Source organism: Variovorax sp. dw_308, assembly GCF_019207085.1.
Classification (GTDB): domain Bacteria; phylum Pseudomonadota; class Gammaproteobacteria; order Burkholderiales; family Burkholderiaceae_C; genus Variovorax.
The window spans coordinates 180,247-195,022 of record NZ_JAATOM010000011.1; the positions used below are offsets into that span (position 1 = coordinate 180,247).

Here is a 14,776-nt window from a genome sequence, read left to right on the forward strand (position 1 = left end):
TACTGAGAAAACCGGAGAAATCAAATGGCTGCAATCACCGCAAGCATGGTCGGCGAACTTCGCGCAAAGACCGACGCGCCCATGATGGAATGCAAGAAGGCCCTGACCGAGGCCGAAGGCAACATGGAAAAGGCCGAAGAACTGCTGCGCATCAAGCTGGGCAACAAGGCTGGCAAGGCCTCGGCTCGCGTGACCGCTGAAGGCGTGGTGACCGCCTACGTCGACGGCACCTCCGGCGGCATGATCGAGATCAACTGCGAAACCGACTTCGTCACCAAGAACGACAGCTTCCTGGCCATGGCCAAGGCGGCCGCCGAACTGGTTGCCAAGAACAACCCGGCCGACGTCGCCGCGCTGGGCGCAGTTGCCTATGAGCAGGACGGCTTCGGCCCGACGCTCGAGGACGTGCGCAAGGGCCTGATCGGCAAGATCGGCGAGAACATGACGTTCCGCCGCTTCAAGCACTTCAATTCCGGCGCCAAGCTGGCTTCGTACCTGCACGGCACCCGCATCGGCGTGCTGGTCGAGTTCGAAGGCGACGACACGGCTGCCAAGGACGTCGCGATGCACATCGCCGCCATGAAGCCGGTCGCGCTGTCGACCGCCGACGTGCCTGCCGACCTGATCGAGAAAGAGCGCGCCGTTGCCATGGGCAAGGCCGAGGAAGACCGCAAGGTCGCCGAAGCTGCCGGCAAGCCGACGCAATCGGCCGAGATCGTTGCCAAGCGCGTCGAAGGCGGCGTGCAGAAGTTCCTGAAGGAAGTCTCGCTGCACAACCAGCCTTTCGTGAAGAACGACAAGCAGACCGTCGAGCAGATGCTCAAGGCCGCCAGCACCTCGATCAAGGGCTTCACGATGTTCATCGTCGGCGAAGGCATCGAGAAGAAGGTCGACGACTTCGCCGCCGAAGTGGCTGCCCAGGTGGCTGCCGCCAAGGGCGAAAAGCCTGCCGCCTGACCGCCGTGACCGATGGCGCCGCACGTGCGGTGCCGTCACTCTCCCCCCGCTTAAACTCCCCCCGCCAACCACTTCAAGGAATCTCTTCATGCCCAATGCCCGCCCAGCCCACAAGCGCATCTTGTTGAAGCTGTCGGGAGAGGCGCTGATGGGAGATGATGCCTTCGGCATCAACCGCGCGACGATCGTCCGCATGGTGGAGGAAGTGGCCGAGGTGGTGAACATGGGCGTGGAAGTCGCCGTGGTCATCGGCGGCGGCAACATCTTCCGCGGTGTGGCCGGCGGCTCGGTCGGCATGGACCGCGCGACGGCCGACTACATGGGCATGCTGGCCACCGTGATGAACGCGCTGGCATTGGCCGACGCGATGAACAAGCAGGGGCTGACCGCACGCGTGATGTCGGCGATCGCCATCGAGCAGGTGGTCGAGCCCTACGTGCGTCCCAAGGCCCTGCAGTACCTCGAAGAGGGCAAGGTCGTGATCTTCGCGGCGGGCACCGGCAATCCCTTCTTCACCACCGACACCGCGGCCGCGTTGCGCGGCGCCGAGATCGGTGCCGAACTGGTGCTGAAGGCCACCAAGGTCGACGGCGTCTACACCGCCGACCCCAAGAAAGACCCGAGCGCCACGCGATATGCGACGCTCAGCTTTGACGAAGCGATCGCGCAGAATCTTGGCATCATGGACGCCACCGCTTTCGCGCTGTGCCGCGACCAGAAATTGCCGATCAAGGTGTTCTCGATTTTCAAGAATGGCGCGCTCAAGCGCGTCGTGATGGGCGAGGACGAAGGCACGCTGGTCCATGCTTGAGGCTTGAGGAGTAATTGAAGTGACCATTGCAGACATCCGCAAGGCGACCGACACCAAGATGGATCAGTCGCTTGCAGCATTCCAGAACAACCTGACGAAGATCCGCACCGGCCGCGCCAATCCGGCGCTGCTCGATTCGATCCATATCGATTACTACGGCTCTCAGGTGCCGCTGAGCCAGGTCGCCAACGTGGCGCTGCTCGACGCACGGACCATCAGCATCCAGCCGTGGGAAAAGGGCATGGGTGCCAAGATCGAAAAGGCCATTCGCGAGAGTGACCTCGGCCTCAACCCGGCGTCGATGGGCGACCTGATCCGCGTGCCGATGCCCCCGATGAGCGAAGAGCGCCGCAAGGAAATGACCAAACTCGTGCGCAACGAAGGCGAGGCCGCCAAGATCGCCACGCGCAACCTGCGCCGTGACGCCAATGAAGCGGTCAAGAAGCTGGTCAAGGACAAGGCTGCGTCGGAAGACGACCAGAAGCGCGCCGAAGCCGACATCCAGAAAGTGACCGACCGCCACATCGCGGAAATCGACAAGCTGATCGCGGCCAAAGAGGCCGAGATCATGGCTGTTTAAATGGCCCCCACGCTCGGCACTGTCGTGTCCTCGCTGCCCCCCAAGGGGGCTCTCGCAGCTTGGGGCGGCCCGGCGCTGCTCGGTATGGCCCCCACGCTCGGCACTGTCGTGTCCTCGCTGCCCCCCGAGGGGGCTTTCGCAGCTTGGGGCGGCCCGGCGCTGCTCCTGACATGACGCCTTCACCCGCCGTCCCCCATCACATCGCCATCGTGATGGACGGCAACGGTCGCTGGGCGACGCGGCGCTTCCTGCCGCGCGTGGCCGGCCACAAGCAGGGCGTGGAATCGCTGCGGCGTTGCGTGCGCGCCTGCGCGGATCGCGGCGTCCGCGTGCTGACCGTCTTTGCCTTCTCGTCGGAGAACTGGAATCGACCGGTCGAAGAAGTGTCCGGGCTCATGGACCTGATGGTCGGCTCGCTCGGCCGGGAAGTGCCCCGGCTCCGCGACGACGGCGTGCAGCTTCATTTCATCGGCGAGCGGGGCGGCCTGTCCGACAAGATGATCGCCGGCCTGGTGCAAGCCGAGGCCGCTACGGCCCACAACACACGGCTTGTCTTCAACGTCTGCTTCAACTATGGCGGCCGCTGGGACATCGCCCGTGCCGCCGCGCAATTGGCCGCGCGTGGCGAGCCCTTGACCGAGGCGAACCTCGACCGTGCGATGGCGCTGGCCCATGTGCCCGACCCGGACCTTTTCATCCGCACCGGTGGTGAGCAACGGCTGTCGAATTTCCTGCTCTGGCAGAGTGCCTACGCGGAGCTGGTATTCAGCGACAAGCTGTGGCCTGAGTTCGACGAGGCCGCGCTGGACGCAGCCATCGCCGCGTTCAGCAATCGCGAACGCCGCTTCGGCAAGACCTCGGCGCAGATCGCCGGTGGCGCGCCGAAATCGCCGCGGCAAACGGCCTGAGGCGCATGCTCAAGCAACGAATCATCACCGCGCTGGCGCTTCTGGCGGTCTTGCTGCCGGCCCTGTTCTACAAGTCGTACGAGCCCTTTGCGGTCGTCATGCTGGTGCTGATCGGCGCCGCTGCCTGGGAGTGGGGTCGGCTCAACGGCTACGGGCCGCGCCTGTCGCTCATGCTGGGCGCCGAGATGGTGCTGCTGTGCGCGCTGTCCTGGTGGGGCGGCCTGCTCGATCAGTCCCTGAACCTGGTCTGGATCATTGCGGGCGCGGCATGGGTGCTCGGAGGTGCGGCGCTGTTGCGCGTGGCCGTGCCGGGCTGGCCGAAGATTCCGCGTGCGGTTCGCCTCGTCGGCGGTCTGCTGGCCTTGTGGGTCGCGTGGCTGGCGGCCGTGCAGGCGCGCATCGAAGGCATCAATTTCCTGCTGTCGATCCTCTTGCTCGTCTGGGTGGCCGACGTGTTCGCCTATTTCGCGGGGCGCGCGTTTGGACTCAAGTTCACGACGGGCAAGCTCGCGCCGTCGATCAGCCCCGGCAAGAGCTGGGAAGGCGTGTGGGGCGGCATGGCGGGCGTGGTGGTGCTGGCCTTTGCCTGGGTCTGGTCGGATCGACGGCTGGATGCGTCGGTGCAGAGCCTCTACTCGCGCCTGGATGCGCGTGGCTGGTGGTTGCTCTTGATCGGCGTGGTGTTCCTGGCTGCGATGAGCGTGGTCGGCGACCTCGTCGAGTCCCTCATCAAGCGCGCCGCGGGGGCCAAGGACAGCAGCAACCTGCTGCCAGGCCATGGCGGGGTGCTGGACCGGGTCGATGCGCTGCTGCCGGTGCTCCCGCTTGCGATGATGCTGGTGTCGCTGTGACGGAGGGACGGAAACTTCGCTTGACGGTGCTCGGGTCGACCGGTTCGGTCGGCGTCAGCACCTTGGACGTGATCTCGCGCCATCCGGAGCGATTCGAGGTGTTCGCGCTCTCGGCCGCCACGAAAGTGGATGAATTGCTGGCCCAGTGCGCGCGCTACAAGCCGCGCTACGCCGCGATGGCGAGCGCGCCACACGCTGCCCAGTTGGCCGAGAAGCTCAAGCAGAACGGCCTCGGAACGACCGTGTTAACCGCACAGGGCGCCCTGGAAATGATCGCCTCGCATGAAGAGGTGGATGCCGTGATGGCCGCCATCGTGGGTGCGGCCGGCCTCGGGCCGTGCCTGGCCGCGGCGCGCGCCGGCAAGCGCCTGATGCTGGCCAACAAGGAAGCCATCGTCGTGGGCGGCGAGCTGTTCATGCGCACGGTGCGCGACGGCGGCGCCAACCTGATGCCCATCGACAGCGAGCATTCGGCCATCTTCCAGTGCCTTCCGGAAGACCGCAGTACCTGGGCCGAGCGCGTCGATCATGTGTTGCTGACGGCTTCAGGCGGCCCCTTCAGGCTGCGCGACCCGAAGACGCTCGGTGCCATCACGCCCGAGGAGGCATGCGCGCATCCGAACTTCTCGATGGGCCGGAAGATCTCCGTCGACTCCGCCACCATGATGAACAAGGCGCTCGAGGTGATCGAGGCCAGGTGGCTGTTCGACCTGACGCCCGAACAGGTCAAGGTGGTGATCCACCCGCAGCAGATCATCCATTCCATGGTGCAGTTCCAGGACTCGTCCGTCATCGCGCAACTCGGCACGCCTGACATGCGGGTGCCGATCGCTTGCGGCCTGGCCTGGCCGGAACGGATCGCGAGCGGCGCGGGTCGCCTGGATTTCGCCGCGTTGTCTGCCCTGACTTTCGAAGAGGCGGATGCTGCGCGCTTTCCAGGCTTGCACCTGGCGTGGCACGCACTGCGCGCCTTGCCCGGCACCACGGCGGTGTTGAATGCGGCCAATGAAGTCGCCGTCGAGGCCTTCCTGGCGCAGCGGCTGCGCTTCGACCGTATCCACGCGGTGAATCTTGAAACTTTGGAGACGGTCAAGCCGTCCAAGCCTGCATCGCTGGCCGATCTGCTGGCGCTCGACGCCGAGGCGCGCGCCGCCGCGAACGCCGCAGCGCAACGCTTCGCCCACTGACGCGCGGCATCGCACTACAGAGGAATCCCGATGCTCACCCTCGTTGCCTTTGTCGTCGCGCTCGGCTTGCTGATCACGGTGCACGAATACGGCCACTACCGGGTGGCGGTGGCGTGCGGCGTGAAGGTCAAGCGCTTCGGTATTGCCACTTTGCCGTTCGGCGACCCCGACAGCCCCAACATCGCCTCGCGCTTCCTCTGGCGCATCAGCAAGCCGGTGTGGACCTACAAGCCGAAGCGGCAGCATCCAGGGCAGGACACGGAGTTTGCCTTTGGCGTGTTTCCCTTCGGCGGCTATGTCCAGATGCTGGACGAGCGCGAAGGCGACGTCGCGCCCGAGGAATTGCACCTTGCGCTCAACAACCAGCCCTTGCGCTCGCGCGTGGCCATCGTGGCCGCCGGCCCGATCGCCAACCTGCTGCTCGCGGTGCTGCTCTACACGCTGGTCAACTGGATCGGCGTGCTGGAGCCGGTGGCGCGACTGGGGCGGCCGGCGGTGGCGTCGATCGCCGAGCAGGCCGGCTTGCGCGGCGGTGAACTCATCGGCGCCGCTGCCTATGCCGGCGATGCACTGGAGCCGGTGAAGTCTTTCGAAGACCTGCGCTGGCGCATGACGCGCGCTGCGCTGGACGGTCACGACCTCGAACTCGAAATCGCGGGTGAGCGGGGGCGGCCGTCGCGCATGCTGATGCTCCCGCTGAGCCGCATCGAAGCCAAGGATGCCGATGCGCAGATGTTCCGCAAGATTGGCGTGCTCGCACCCCTGACCCGGCCGGAGATCGGTGACGTGGTAGCGGGTGGCCCTGGCGCCAAGTCCGGCCTGCAACGTGGCGATGTAGTGCAGATGGTTGGCAGCGAAGCGATTGTCGACGGGCAGCAGCTGAGAGACGCCATTCGCGCGTCTGTCGACGTTGACAAGCCGCGCACGCAGCCCTGGCGCATCGAGCGGGGCGGCCGCAGCATGACGCTGGATGTCACGCCCGAGGTGCGCGAAGAAGGCAAGCTCAAGGTCGGACGGATCGGCGCCTATGTGGGCACCGCTCCCGACATGGTCACGGTGCGGCAGGGCCTCGTCGATGGCGCGTGGCACGGCGTGGTGCGAACCTGGGAAGTGTCCGCGCTGACCGTGCGAATGATGGGCAAGATGGTCATCGGCGAGGCGTCGCTGAAGAACCTCAGCGGACCGCTCACGATCGCCGACTACGCTGGCAAGTCCGCCAGCATAGGCTTCACGCAATACCTGCTGTTCCTGGCCCTGATCAGCGTGAGCCTGGGCGTGCTGAACCTGATGCCGTTGCCGGTCCTCGATGGAGGACACCTGATGTATTATCTTTGGGAGGGGCTGACTGGCAAGGGCGTCTCCACGGCATGGATGAACGGGCTTCAGAATGGCGGGCTCGTTTTGTTGCTGGTCATGATGTCGATCGCACTCTTCAACGACGTCTCACGGCTCTTTGGTTAACTTTCCACCGGCCCTTTCCGCGCCGGTTACTTCTCAGATGAATAAGTCAAACAGTCGCTTTCGTATGCGCAGCGTGGTCGCTTTGGTTGCGGGCGCGCTGGCCGCCACCGCCGCCTGGGCCGTTGAGCCTTTCACGGTGCGCGACATCCGCGTCGAAGGGCTGCAGCGCGTCGAACCCGGCACCATCTTCGCTTCGCTGCCGTTTCGGGTGGGCGATACCTACAGCGACGAGCGCGGCTCCGCTGCGATCCGCGCACTGTTCGACCTGGGCTTGTTCAAGGATGTGCGCATCGACGTGAACGGCAACGTGCTGGTGGTCATCGTCGAGGAGCGGCCTACCATTGCCAGTGTTGATTTCGCCGGCGCCAAGGAATTTGACAAGGCGGCCCTGACCAAGGCGCTGCGCGAGATCGGCCTGGCCGAAGGCCGGCCGTTCGACAAGGCGCTGGCGGACCGCGCGGAGCAGGAACTCAAGCGCCAGTACATCAGCCGCAGCCTCTACAACGCAACCATCATCACCACGGTCACGCCGACCGAGCGCAATCGGGTGAACCTGACCTTCTCGGTGAACGAAGGCGATTCCGCCCGCATCAGGGAAGTCCGGATCGTCGGCAACAAGGAGTACAGCGAGTCGACCCTGCTGGGCCTGTTCGACCAGGACAGCGGTGGCTGGCTCTCGTGGTACACCAAGTCGAACCAGTACTCGCGGGCCAAGCTCAACGCCGACCTCGAGACGCTGCGCTCCTACTACATCACGCGCGGCTACCTCGAATTCCGCATCGATTCGACGCAGGTCGCCATCTCGCCCGATCGGCAGGATCTCTCCATCACGGTCAACATCACCGAGGGTGAGAAGTTCACGGTTGCGGGCGTCAAGCTTGCGGGCAACTACCTGGGCCGCGACGACGAGTTCAAGTCGCTCGTGACGATCAAGCCTGGCGAGCCCTACAACGGCGAGGCGGTGGCCCAGACCACCAAGGCCTTCACGGACTACTTCGGCTCCTTCGGCTATGCGTTCGCGCGTGTGCAGGCGCGTCCGGATGTCGACCGCACCAACAACACCGTCACCATGAACCTGGTGGCCGAGCCGGCGCGCCGCGTCTACGTGCGCCGGGTGAGCATCGCCGGCAACAACCGCACGCGCGACGAAGTGGTCCGGCGCGAGTTCCGCCAGTTCGAGGCCTCGTGGTATGACGGCGACAAGATCAAGTTGTCGCGCGACCGCATCGACAGGCTCGGCTACTTCACCGAAGTGAACGTCGACACGCAGGAAATCCCCGGAATCCCGGACCAGGTCGACCTCAGTGTGGTCCTGGTTGAAAAGCCGACCGGTACGCTGCAGTTGGGGGCTGGCTTCTCCACGGCGGACAAGGTCTCCATCACGTTCGGCATCACGCAGGAAAACGCCTTCGGTTCCGGCAATTTCCTGGGCCTGAACGTCAACACCAGCAAGTACAACCGCGTCATTTCGCTGAACACGACCGATCCCTATTTCACCAAGGACGGTATCTCGCGCACCTTCAGCGTCTTTCACACCTCGACCAGCCCCTACAACGACACGGTGGACGGCACCTACCGCCTCAACAGCACCGGCGGGAGCATTCGCTTCGGCGTGCCGTTCAGCGAAGTCGACACGGTGTTCTTCGGGGTCGGCGCCGAGAGTTACCAGTTCAAACCGGGCAGCCAGGCGGCCTTGTATACGCCGCAGTCCTACAAGGACTACTTCGGCTGCGGTATCACAGTGTCCGGGTTCAACTGTTCGGACAACAACAAGTGGGGCATTCCGTTGACGGTGGGTTGGTCTCGCGACGATCGCGACAGCGCACTGGTGCCGACGCGCGGCAGGCTTCAACGCGCTAACCTTGAAGTGGGTGTGGCTGGCGACATGCAGTACTACCGCGGCAGCTACCAGTACCAGCAGTTCTTCCCGATCAACAAGCAGTACACCTTCGCTGTCAACACCGAGGTTGGCTATGGAAAGGCCTACGGCAACAAGGACTACCCGATCTTCAAGAACTTCTATGCGGGCGGCCTGGGCTCGGTTCGCGGCTTTGAGCAGAACTCGCTGGGCCCGAAGGACACCCCGTTCCCGGGCCAGACCGAAGGCGCCGCGGTCGGTGGCACCAAGAAGGCCATCTTCAACGCCGAGCTTGGCACGCCGTTCCCCGGGGCGGGCAACGACCGCACGCTGCGCCTCTATGGCTTCTTCGATGCCGGCAATGTGTTCGCGGACCACAGGACGACCGAAACCGATGCGCAATGGGATGCACAGCAAAAAATTCGCGCGTCCGTGGGCCTCGGCATCAGCTGGGTTTCGCCGCTCGGCCCACTGCGGATCGCGTACGCGATCCCGGTCAAGCAGCAAAAGGAAATCCCGAATGCGACCAACAATCCGCTGCTTCCGCCGGCGGTGTCCAAGGATAGAATTCAGCGCGTTCAATTCCAGATCGGAACCGCCTTTTAATGACTCATTTGGCCCGTGCCTTTGGCACCCTGTTGATCCCCGTTTTTGCGCTGTGCGCGGCGCCAGCGCAAGCGCAGCAGGAGACCTTTCGCGTCGGCTTCGTGAATCCCGATCGGGTGCTGCGCGAGGCCACGACCGCCAAGGCGGCCCAGGCCAAGCTGGAAGCGGAATTCTCCAAGCGGGACAAGGATCTCCAGGCGCAGGGTGAGGCCCTGAAGGCCGCTTCCGAAAAGTTCGAGCGCGAGGCGCCCACGCTGACCGAAACACAGCGCGCCACGCGCCAGCGCCAGCTGGTCGACCAGGATCGCGAGTTCCAGCGCAAGCGCCGCGAATTCCAGGAAGACCTGAACGCGCGCAAGAACGAGGAATTGCAGGCCGTGTACGAGCGCGCCAACCGCGTGGTCAAGCAAGTCGCCGAGGCCGAGAAGTACGACGCCATCCTCCAGGAGGCGATCTACATCAACCCCAAGCACGACATCACCGACAAGGTGATCAAGGCGCTGAACGCGTCCACGGCGGCTGGTACGGGTACGGGTACGGGCGCCGGTCCAGGCAAGTAAGGCGGCGACGGGAGTGGCGTTGCGCCTCGGAGCCATAGTCGATGCCCTGGGGGGGGAACTCCAGGGCGACGCGGACCTGGAGATTGCGCGGCTCGCGCCCCTTCAAAACGCCAGTCCCGATTCGCTCAGCTTCCTGAGCAATCCGAAGTTGGTGAAGGAACTGGCCATTTCGCTCGCGGCTTGCGTGATCGTGTCGCCGGCAATGCGCGAGCAGGCAGCGGCGCGCGGCGCCTTCATCGTCACGCCCGATCCTTATCTCTACTTTGCGCGGCTCACGCAATTCTGGAAGCGTGCCCACGCCAGGCCGGACAGTCAGCCGCGCATACACCCCAGCGCGGTGGTCGATCCGGAGGCCCAAATCGATCCGACGGCGCGCATTGGCCCGTTGTGCGTGGTGGAGCGGGGCGCATGCATCGGGGCCGACACGGTGCTGAAGTCGAGCGTGACCGTGAGCGAGGATTGCCAGGTCGGTGCGCGCTGCTTGCTGCATCCCGGCGTCGTGATCGGCGCCGACGGCTTCGGCTTGGCGCCGGACCGGGGCACCTGGGTCAAGATCGAGCAACTGGGCGCAGTGCGCATCGGTGACGATGTCGAGATCGGCGCCAACACCTGCATTGACCGCGGCGCGCTGGAAGACACGGTGATCGAGGACGGCGTCAAGCTCGACAACCTGATCCAGGTGGGCCACAACGTGCGCATCGGCAAGCACACGGCCATGGCGGGATGCTCGGCCGTCGCCGGCAGTGCGGTCATCGGGCCGCATTGCACGGTCGGTGGCGCGGGCATGGTGCTGGGTCATCTCACGCTGGCCGAAGGCGTTCATATCTCGGCTGCATCGCTCGTGACGCGTTCCATCCTCAAGCCTGGCCAGTACACCGGCGTGTTCCCCATCGACGACAATGCCGCGTGGGAGAAGAACGCGGCCACGCTGCGGCAACTCCATGCCTTGCGCGACCGGATCAAGGCCCTCGAAAAGAAGTGATTGCAGGACAGGAACCATGACGACGCTCGATATCCACCAGATTCTCAAATTGTTGCCGCACCGCTATCCGTTCCTGCTGGTGGACCGGGTGCTCTCGATGGAAAAGGGCAAGCGCATCACGGCACTGAAGAACGTGACGATGAACGAACCGTTCTTCAACGGCCACTTTCCGCACCGGCCGGTGATGCCGGGCGTGCTGATGCTCGAAGCCATGGCGCAGGCTGCCGCGCTGCTGTCTTTTCATTCGCTGGACATGGTGCCCGACGACAACACGGTCTATTACTTTGCCGCCATCGACGGCGCGCGTTTCAAGCGGCCGGTGGAGCCGGGCGATCAGCTCACGCTGGAGGTCACCATCGACCGCATGAAGGCCGGCATCTCGAAGTTCAGCGGCCGCGCGCTGGTGGGCACCGAGCTCGCCTGCGAAGCGACGCTGATGTGCGCGATGCGTCAAATCAACTGAGCTGCGCGCGGGCATGACGCAAGTCCACGCGACGGCCATCGTCGATTCCGGGGCGCAGCTCGACCAGACGGTCACCGTGGGCCCCTATGCGGTCATCGGTCCTCATGTGAGGGTGGGGGCGGGCACGACCATCGGCGCCCACTGCGTGATCGAAGGGCGCACCACCATCGGCGCCGACAACCGGATCTTCCAGTTCTCCTCGATCGGCGCGATTCCGCAAGACAAGAAGTACGCCGGAGAACCCACCGAACTGGTCATCGGGGACCGCAACATCATCCGCGAGTTCTGCACCTTCAACCTGGGCGTGCCCGGGGCGGGAGGCATCACGCGCGTCGGCGATGACAACTGGATCATGGCCTACTGCCACATTGCGCACGACTGCAATGTCGGCAACCACACCACACTGTCGAACAACACCACGTTGGCGGGACATGTCGACCTGGGCGACTGGGTGACGATCGGCGGCCTGGTGGGAATCCACCAGTTCGTGAAGGTCGGCCCGCATGCGATGGTCGGCTTTGCCACGGCGGTGTCGCAGGACGTGCCGCCCTACATGCTGGTCGACGGCAATCCGATGGCGGTGCGGGGTTTCAACGTCATCGGCTTGCGCCGTCGCGGCTTCACGGCGGAGCGGCTGGCAGCAGTCAAGCAGATGCACCGCCTGCTGTATCGCCAGGGCCGCACGCTGGACGATGCGCGCAGCGCGATCAGTGCGTTGGCCGCCGAGGTGCCCGAGGCTGCGGCCGATGTCGCGCTGATGAGCGACTTCCTCGCCGCCAGCACGCGCGGCATCGCACGGTGACGGCCTCCCCGCCTGCGCCCCCGGCGCGCAGCGCCATGGCACGCTGAAATGACGAGCTCTTCGGCACAACACCGGTTCGCACTCGTTGCGGGTGAAGCGTCCGGCGATCTGCTGGCGAGCCTGCTGCTGGATGGCTTGCAGGCGCGTTGGCCGGACATGCGTTCGGTCGGCATCGGCGGTCCGCGAATGCTGGCCCACGGCTTTGAAAGCTGGTGGCCGCAGGAGAAGCTCGCGGTGCGCGGCTATATCGAAGTACTGCGCCACTATGCCGAGATCGCCGGCATTCGCCGCCAGCTCAAGGCCCGCCTGCTGCGCGAGTGGCCGCAACTTTTCATCGGCGTCGACGCACCCGACTTCAACCTCGACCTGGAAGCCGGATTGCGCAGCCGCGGCATGAAGACGGTTCATTTCGTCTGCCCTTCGATCTGGGCCTGGCGTGCCGACCGGGCCGACAAGATCCGTGCGGCAGCCGACCACGTGTTGTGCATCTTTCCGTTCGAACCGGCACTGCTCGAAAAGCTGGGTATTGCCGCCAGCTACGTCGGTCATCCGATTGCCAACGTGGTGCCGATGGTGCCGGACCGGGCCGCAGCGCGCGCTGCGCTCGGCATCGAGCCCGACGTGCCCGTCGTCGCACTGCTGCCAGGCAGCCGGCGTTCCGAACTGCGCTACCTCGCATCGAGGTTCTTCGCGGCGGCGGCGCTGATGCAGCGTGCACGCCCTGAAGTCCAGTTCATCGCACCCACCATTCCTGCCTTGCGCGCCGAACTCGAGCAAATGCTGACGGTCAGTCCGATGGCCGGCAAGGTGAAGCTGCTGGAAGGCCAGTCGCACCTTGCGCTGGCCGCGTGCGACGCAACGCTGATCGCCAGCGGCACCGCCACGCTGGAGGCCGCGCTGTTCAAGCGGCCGATGGTGATCGCCTACAACATGCACTCGCTCTCGTGGCGGCTCATGCAGCGGCAGCAGTTGCAACCGTGGGTCGGATTGCCGAACATACTGTGCGGCGAATTCGTCGTGCCCGAGTTGCTACAGGATGCCGCCACGCCGGAAGCGCTGGCCGATGCCACGCTGACCTGGTTGTCGTCGCCGGACAAGGTCGCGGCGCTGGAGCAGCGTTTTGCGACGGTGCACGAGGAATTGCGCCGCGACACCCCGACACTTTGCGCCGATGCGATCCAGAAAGTTCTTGAAGGCTGAACAGGCCCCGCTGGTCTGGGATGCGCCGGGCCTGATGGCCGGCGTGGACGAGGCCGGCCGCGGCCCGCTGGCCGGCCCGGTCGTTGCCGCCGCGGTGATCCTCGACGACCTGCGGCCCATTCGAGGACTGGCCGATTCGAAGACGCTGACCGCGCTGCAACGCGAGCGCCTGCACGACCAGATCATGGCGAAGGCGCTTTGCTGCTCGGTGGCGCAGGCGAGCGTCGACGAGATCGACCAGTTCAACATCCTGCAGGCGACGATGATGGCCATGCGTCGCGCCGTGGACGGCCTGCGGCTCAAGCCGGCGAAGGTGCTGGTCGATGGCAACCGGCTGCCGGTGCTCGACGTGCTGGCCGAAGCCATCGTCAAGGGTGATGCGCGGGTGAAAGCCATTTCGGCCGCCTCGATCCTGGCCAAGGTGCACCGCGACCGCCTGTGCGAGCAGCTGCACCTGGAGTTCCCGCACTACGGCTTTGCCAATCACAAGGGCTACGGCACGCCGGAGCACATGGAGGCGCTGGAACGACACGGAGCCTGCGTGCATCACCGACGTTCGTTCAGCCCCGTTGCGGCTGCATATGCGCGCATGGGCACGGGCAACATCGCCGTCACGCATGAGGTCGTGGTCGCGAATGGGGTCGTCGTCGGGACGACCGGGATCGTGGCCGCGCAATGACCTCGCCCGAGGTCCAGCACATCACGTCGCGCGACAACCCGCTGCTGAAGGAGCTTCGCAAACTGGCGCAGGAGCCTGGAGCCTATCGCAAGATGGGCAGGCTCTGGCTCGAAGGCGACCACTTGTGCCGCGCGGCGCTCGCGCGTGGCGTGCGCCCGGCCGTTGCCGTCTTCTCCGAGTCGTTTTGGCCGTCGGCGCCGCCGGACTGGTCGCGGTCCGCCGGCAAGACTGTCGTCGTTGCGGACGCGCTGCTGGCCGCCGTCAGCGGACTCGAGTCGCCCGCGCCGATGGGTTTCGTGCTCGAACTGCCGGCCCGGGCGGAACTGATCGCGGATGCGCCCACGGTCGTGCTGGACAGGCTGCAGGACGCGGGCAATGCGGGCTCGATCCTGCGCAGTGCCGCGGCGTTCGGATTCATGCAGGTGGTGGCGCTCAAGGGCACCGCCGCGCTCTGGGCGCCCAAGGTGCTGCGGGCCGGCATGGGCGCGCATTTCGCTCTGCGGCTGATTGAAGGTATCACGGTCGACGCGCTCGATGCGTTGCGGGTGCCGCTGGTGGCGACCAGTTCGCACCGGGGCGATTGGCTGCACAAGGCCCGCCTTCCGCATCCTTGCGCCTGGCTCATGGGGCACGAAGGGCAGGGCGTATCGCCCGAACTGGAAGCGCGCGCGACCCACCACATCCGCATCGCGCAACCGGGCGGCGAAGAGTCACTCAATGTTGCCGCTGCGGCGGCGATATGCCTTCACGCAAGCGCAGCCTCGGCAAAAGCCTGAACTGCGCCGGCTATAATCAAGGGCTTTCCCGCATACACCCCCCGCCCACAGCGCACTAGCCGTACTCCTCGACGAAAGTCGCACCCTTCGAGTCA

General features: G+C 65.3%; 15 protein-coding genes. All 15 read left to right on the forward strand.

The annotated features are described in order from the left end of the window. Positions 1 to 24: 24 nt before the first annotated feature. The 15 genes from tsf (at position 25) to HCU76_RS21580 (ending at position 14,681) form a co-directional block, all read left to right on the forward strand. Positions 25 to 957 carry a translation elongation factor Ts gene (tsf, locus tag HCU76_RS21510; protein ID WP_213954277.1) on the forward strand — a complete coding sequence of 311 codons (933 nt, stop codon included), beginning with the start codon at positions 25 to 27 and terminating at the stop codon, positions 955 to 957. A gap of 88 nt (positions 958 to 1,045) precedes the next feature. Then, positions 1,046 to 1,768: a UMP kinase gene (pyrH, locus tag HCU76_RS21515; RefSeq protein ID WP_213954278.1), complete on the forward strand. Its 723-nt coding sequence runs from the start codon at positions 1,046 to 1,048 to the stop codon at positions 1,766 to 1,768. Between the two features lie 19 nt (positions 1,769 to 1,787). Continuing rightward, a complete protein-coding gene (gene frr, locus HCU76_RS21520; protein WP_213954279.1) occupies positions 1,788 to 2,348 on the forward strand; it encodes a ribosome recycling factor in 561 nt (186 codons plus the stop codon). A 170-nt stretch (positions 2,349 to 2,518) separates the two neighbouring features. After that, positions 2,519 to 3,256 carry a polyprenyl diphosphate synthase gene (gene uppS, locus HCU76_RS21525; protein WP_213954280.1) on the forward strand — a complete coding sequence of 246 codons (738 nt, stop codon included), beginning with the start codon at positions 2,519 to 2,521 and terminating at the stop codon, positions 3,254 to 3,256. A 5-nt stretch (positions 3,257 to 3,261) separates the two neighbouring features. Then, positions 3,262 to 4,107: a phosphatidate cytidylyltransferase gene (locus HCU76_RS21530; protein ID WP_213954281.1), complete on the forward strand. Its 846-nt coding sequence runs from the start codon at positions 3,262 to 3,264 to the stop codon at positions 4,105 to 4,107. A 26-nt stretch (positions 4,108 to 4,133) separates the two neighbouring features. Then, positions 4,134 to 5,294 carry a 1-deoxy-D-xylulose-5-phosphate reductoisomerase gene (locus HCU76_RS21535; protein WP_345944645.1) on the forward strand — a complete coding sequence of 387 codons (1,161 nt, stop codon included), beginning with the start codon at positions 4,134 to 4,136 and terminating at the stop codon, positions 5,292 to 5,294. A 30-nt stretch (positions 5,295 to 5,324) separates the two neighbouring features. After that, a complete protein-coding gene (gene rseP, locus HCU76_RS21540; RefSeq protein WP_218510592.1) occupies positions 5,325 to 6,755 on the forward strand; it encodes an RIP metalloprotease RseP in 1,431 nt (476 codons plus the stop codon). 37 nt (positions 6,756 to 6,792) lie between these two features. After that, positions 6,793 to 9,219, forward strand: a complete 2,427-nt coding sequence (gene bamA / locus HCU76_RS21545; protein WP_218510593.1) for an outer membrane protein assembly factor BamA — start codon at positions 6,793 to 6,795, stop codon at positions 9,217 to 9,219. Then, positions 9,219 to 9,779, forward strand: coding sequence for an OmpH family outer membrane protein (locus tag HCU76_RS21550; protein WP_213954285.1), 561 nt, complete (start codon positions 9,219 to 9,221; stop codon positions 9,777 to 9,779). Before bamA ends, HCU76_RS21550 begins: the two co-directional genes overlap by 1 nt. Positions 9,780 to 9,792: 13 nt before the next feature. Next, positions 9,793 to 10,761 carry a UDP-3-O-(3-hydroxymyristoyl)glucosamine N-acyltransferase gene (gene lpxD, locus HCU76_RS21555; protein WP_218510594.1) on the forward strand — a complete coding sequence of 323 codons (969 nt, stop codon included), beginning with the start codon at positions 9,793 to 9,795 and terminating at the stop codon, positions 10,759 to 10,761. A gap of 16 nt (positions 10,762 to 10,777) precedes the next feature. Beyond that, positions 10,778 to 11,224, forward strand: a complete 447-nt coding sequence (fabZ, locus tag HCU76_RS21560; RefSeq protein WP_213954287.1) for a 3-hydroxyacyl-ACP dehydratase FabZ — start codon at positions 10,778 to 10,780, stop codon at positions 11,222 to 11,224. Between the two features lie 13 nt (positions 11,225 to 11,237). Next, positions 11,238 to 12,026 (forward strand): acyl-ACP--UDP-N-acetylglucosamine O-acyltransferase, encoded by a 789-nt coding sequence (gene lpxA / locus HCU76_RS21565; RefSeq protein ID WP_218510595.1) that lies wholly within the window; start codon positions 11,238 to 11,240, stop codon positions 12,024 to 12,026. A 48-nt stretch (positions 12,027 to 12,074) separates the two neighbouring features. Continuing rightward, positions 12,075 to 13,226: a lipid-A-disaccharide synthase gene (gene lpxB / locus HCU76_RS21570; RefSeq protein ID WP_218510596.1), complete on the forward strand. Its 1,152-nt coding sequence runs from the start codon at positions 12,075 to 12,077 to the stop codon at positions 13,224 to 13,226. Then, positions 13,198 to 13,905 (forward strand): ribonuclease HII, encoded by a 708-nt coding sequence (gene rnhB / locus HCU76_RS21575; RefSeq protein ID WP_213954290.1) that lies wholly within the window; start codon positions 13,198 to 13,200, stop codon positions 13,903 to 13,905. The genes lpxB and rnhB overlap by 29 nt, the downstream gene beginning before the upstream one ends. Further along, positions 13,902 to 14,681, forward strand: a complete 780-nt coding sequence (locus tag HCU76_RS21580) for an RNA methyltransferase (protein WP_218510597.1) — start codon at positions 13,902 to 13,904, stop codon at positions 14,679 to 14,681. Before rnhB ends, HCU76_RS21580 begins: the two co-directional genes overlap by 4 nt. Positions 14,682 to 14,776 lie beyond the last annotated feature (95 nt).

What these genes read in the sequence shown, in the direction of transcription:
- pyrH (WP_213954278.1), top strand. Translation starts at nt 1,046, where the DNA reads ATGCCCAATGCCCGCCCAGCCCACAAGCGCATCTTGTTGAAGCTGTCG.
- rseP (WP_218510592.1), top strand. Translation starts at nt 5,325, where the DNA reads ATGCTCACCCTCGTTGCCTTTGTCGTCGCGCTCGGCTTGCTGATCACG.
- tsf (WP_213954277.1), top strand. Translation starts at nt 25, where the DNA reads ATGGCTGCAATCACCGCAAGCATGGTCGGCGAACTTCGCGCAAAGACC.
- lpxA (WP_218510595.1), top strand. Translation starts at nt 11,238, where the DNA reads ATGACGCAAGTCCACGCGACGGCCATCGTCGATTCCGGGGCGCAGCTC.
- rnhB (WP_213954290.1), top strand. Translation starts at nt 13,198, where the DNA reads ATGCGATCCAGAAAGTTCTTGAAGGCTGAACAGGCCCCGCTGGTCTGG.
- uppS (WP_213954280.1), top strand. Translation starts at nt 2,519, where the DNA reads ATGACGCCTTCACCCGCCGTCCCCCATCACATCGCCATCGTGATGGAC.
- lpxB (WP_218510596.1), top strand. Translation starts at nt 12,075, where the DNA reads ATGACGAGCTCTTCGGCACAACACCGGTTCGCACTCGTTGCGGGTGAA.
- bamA (WP_218510593.1), top strand. Translation starts at nt 6,793, where the DNA reads ATGAATAAGTCAAACAGTCGCTTTCGTATGCGCAGCGTGGTCGCTTTG.
- fabZ (WP_213954287.1), top strand. Translation starts at nt 10,778, where the DNA reads ATGACGACGCTCGATATCCACCAGATTCTCAAATTGTTGCCGCACCGC.
- HCU76_RS21550 (WP_213954285.1), top strand. Translation starts at nt 9,219, where the DNA reads ATGACTCATTTGGCCCGTGCCTTTGGCACCCTGTTGATCCCCGTTTTT.
- HCU76_RS21530 (WP_213954281.1), top strand. Translation starts at nt 3,262, where the DNA reads ATGCTCAAGCAACGAATCATCACCGCGCTGGCGCTTCTGGCGGTCTTG.
- HCU76_RS21580 (WP_218510597.1), top strand. Translation starts at nt 13,902, where the DNA reads ATGACCTCGCCCGAGGTCCAGCACATCACGTCGCGCGACAACCCGCTG.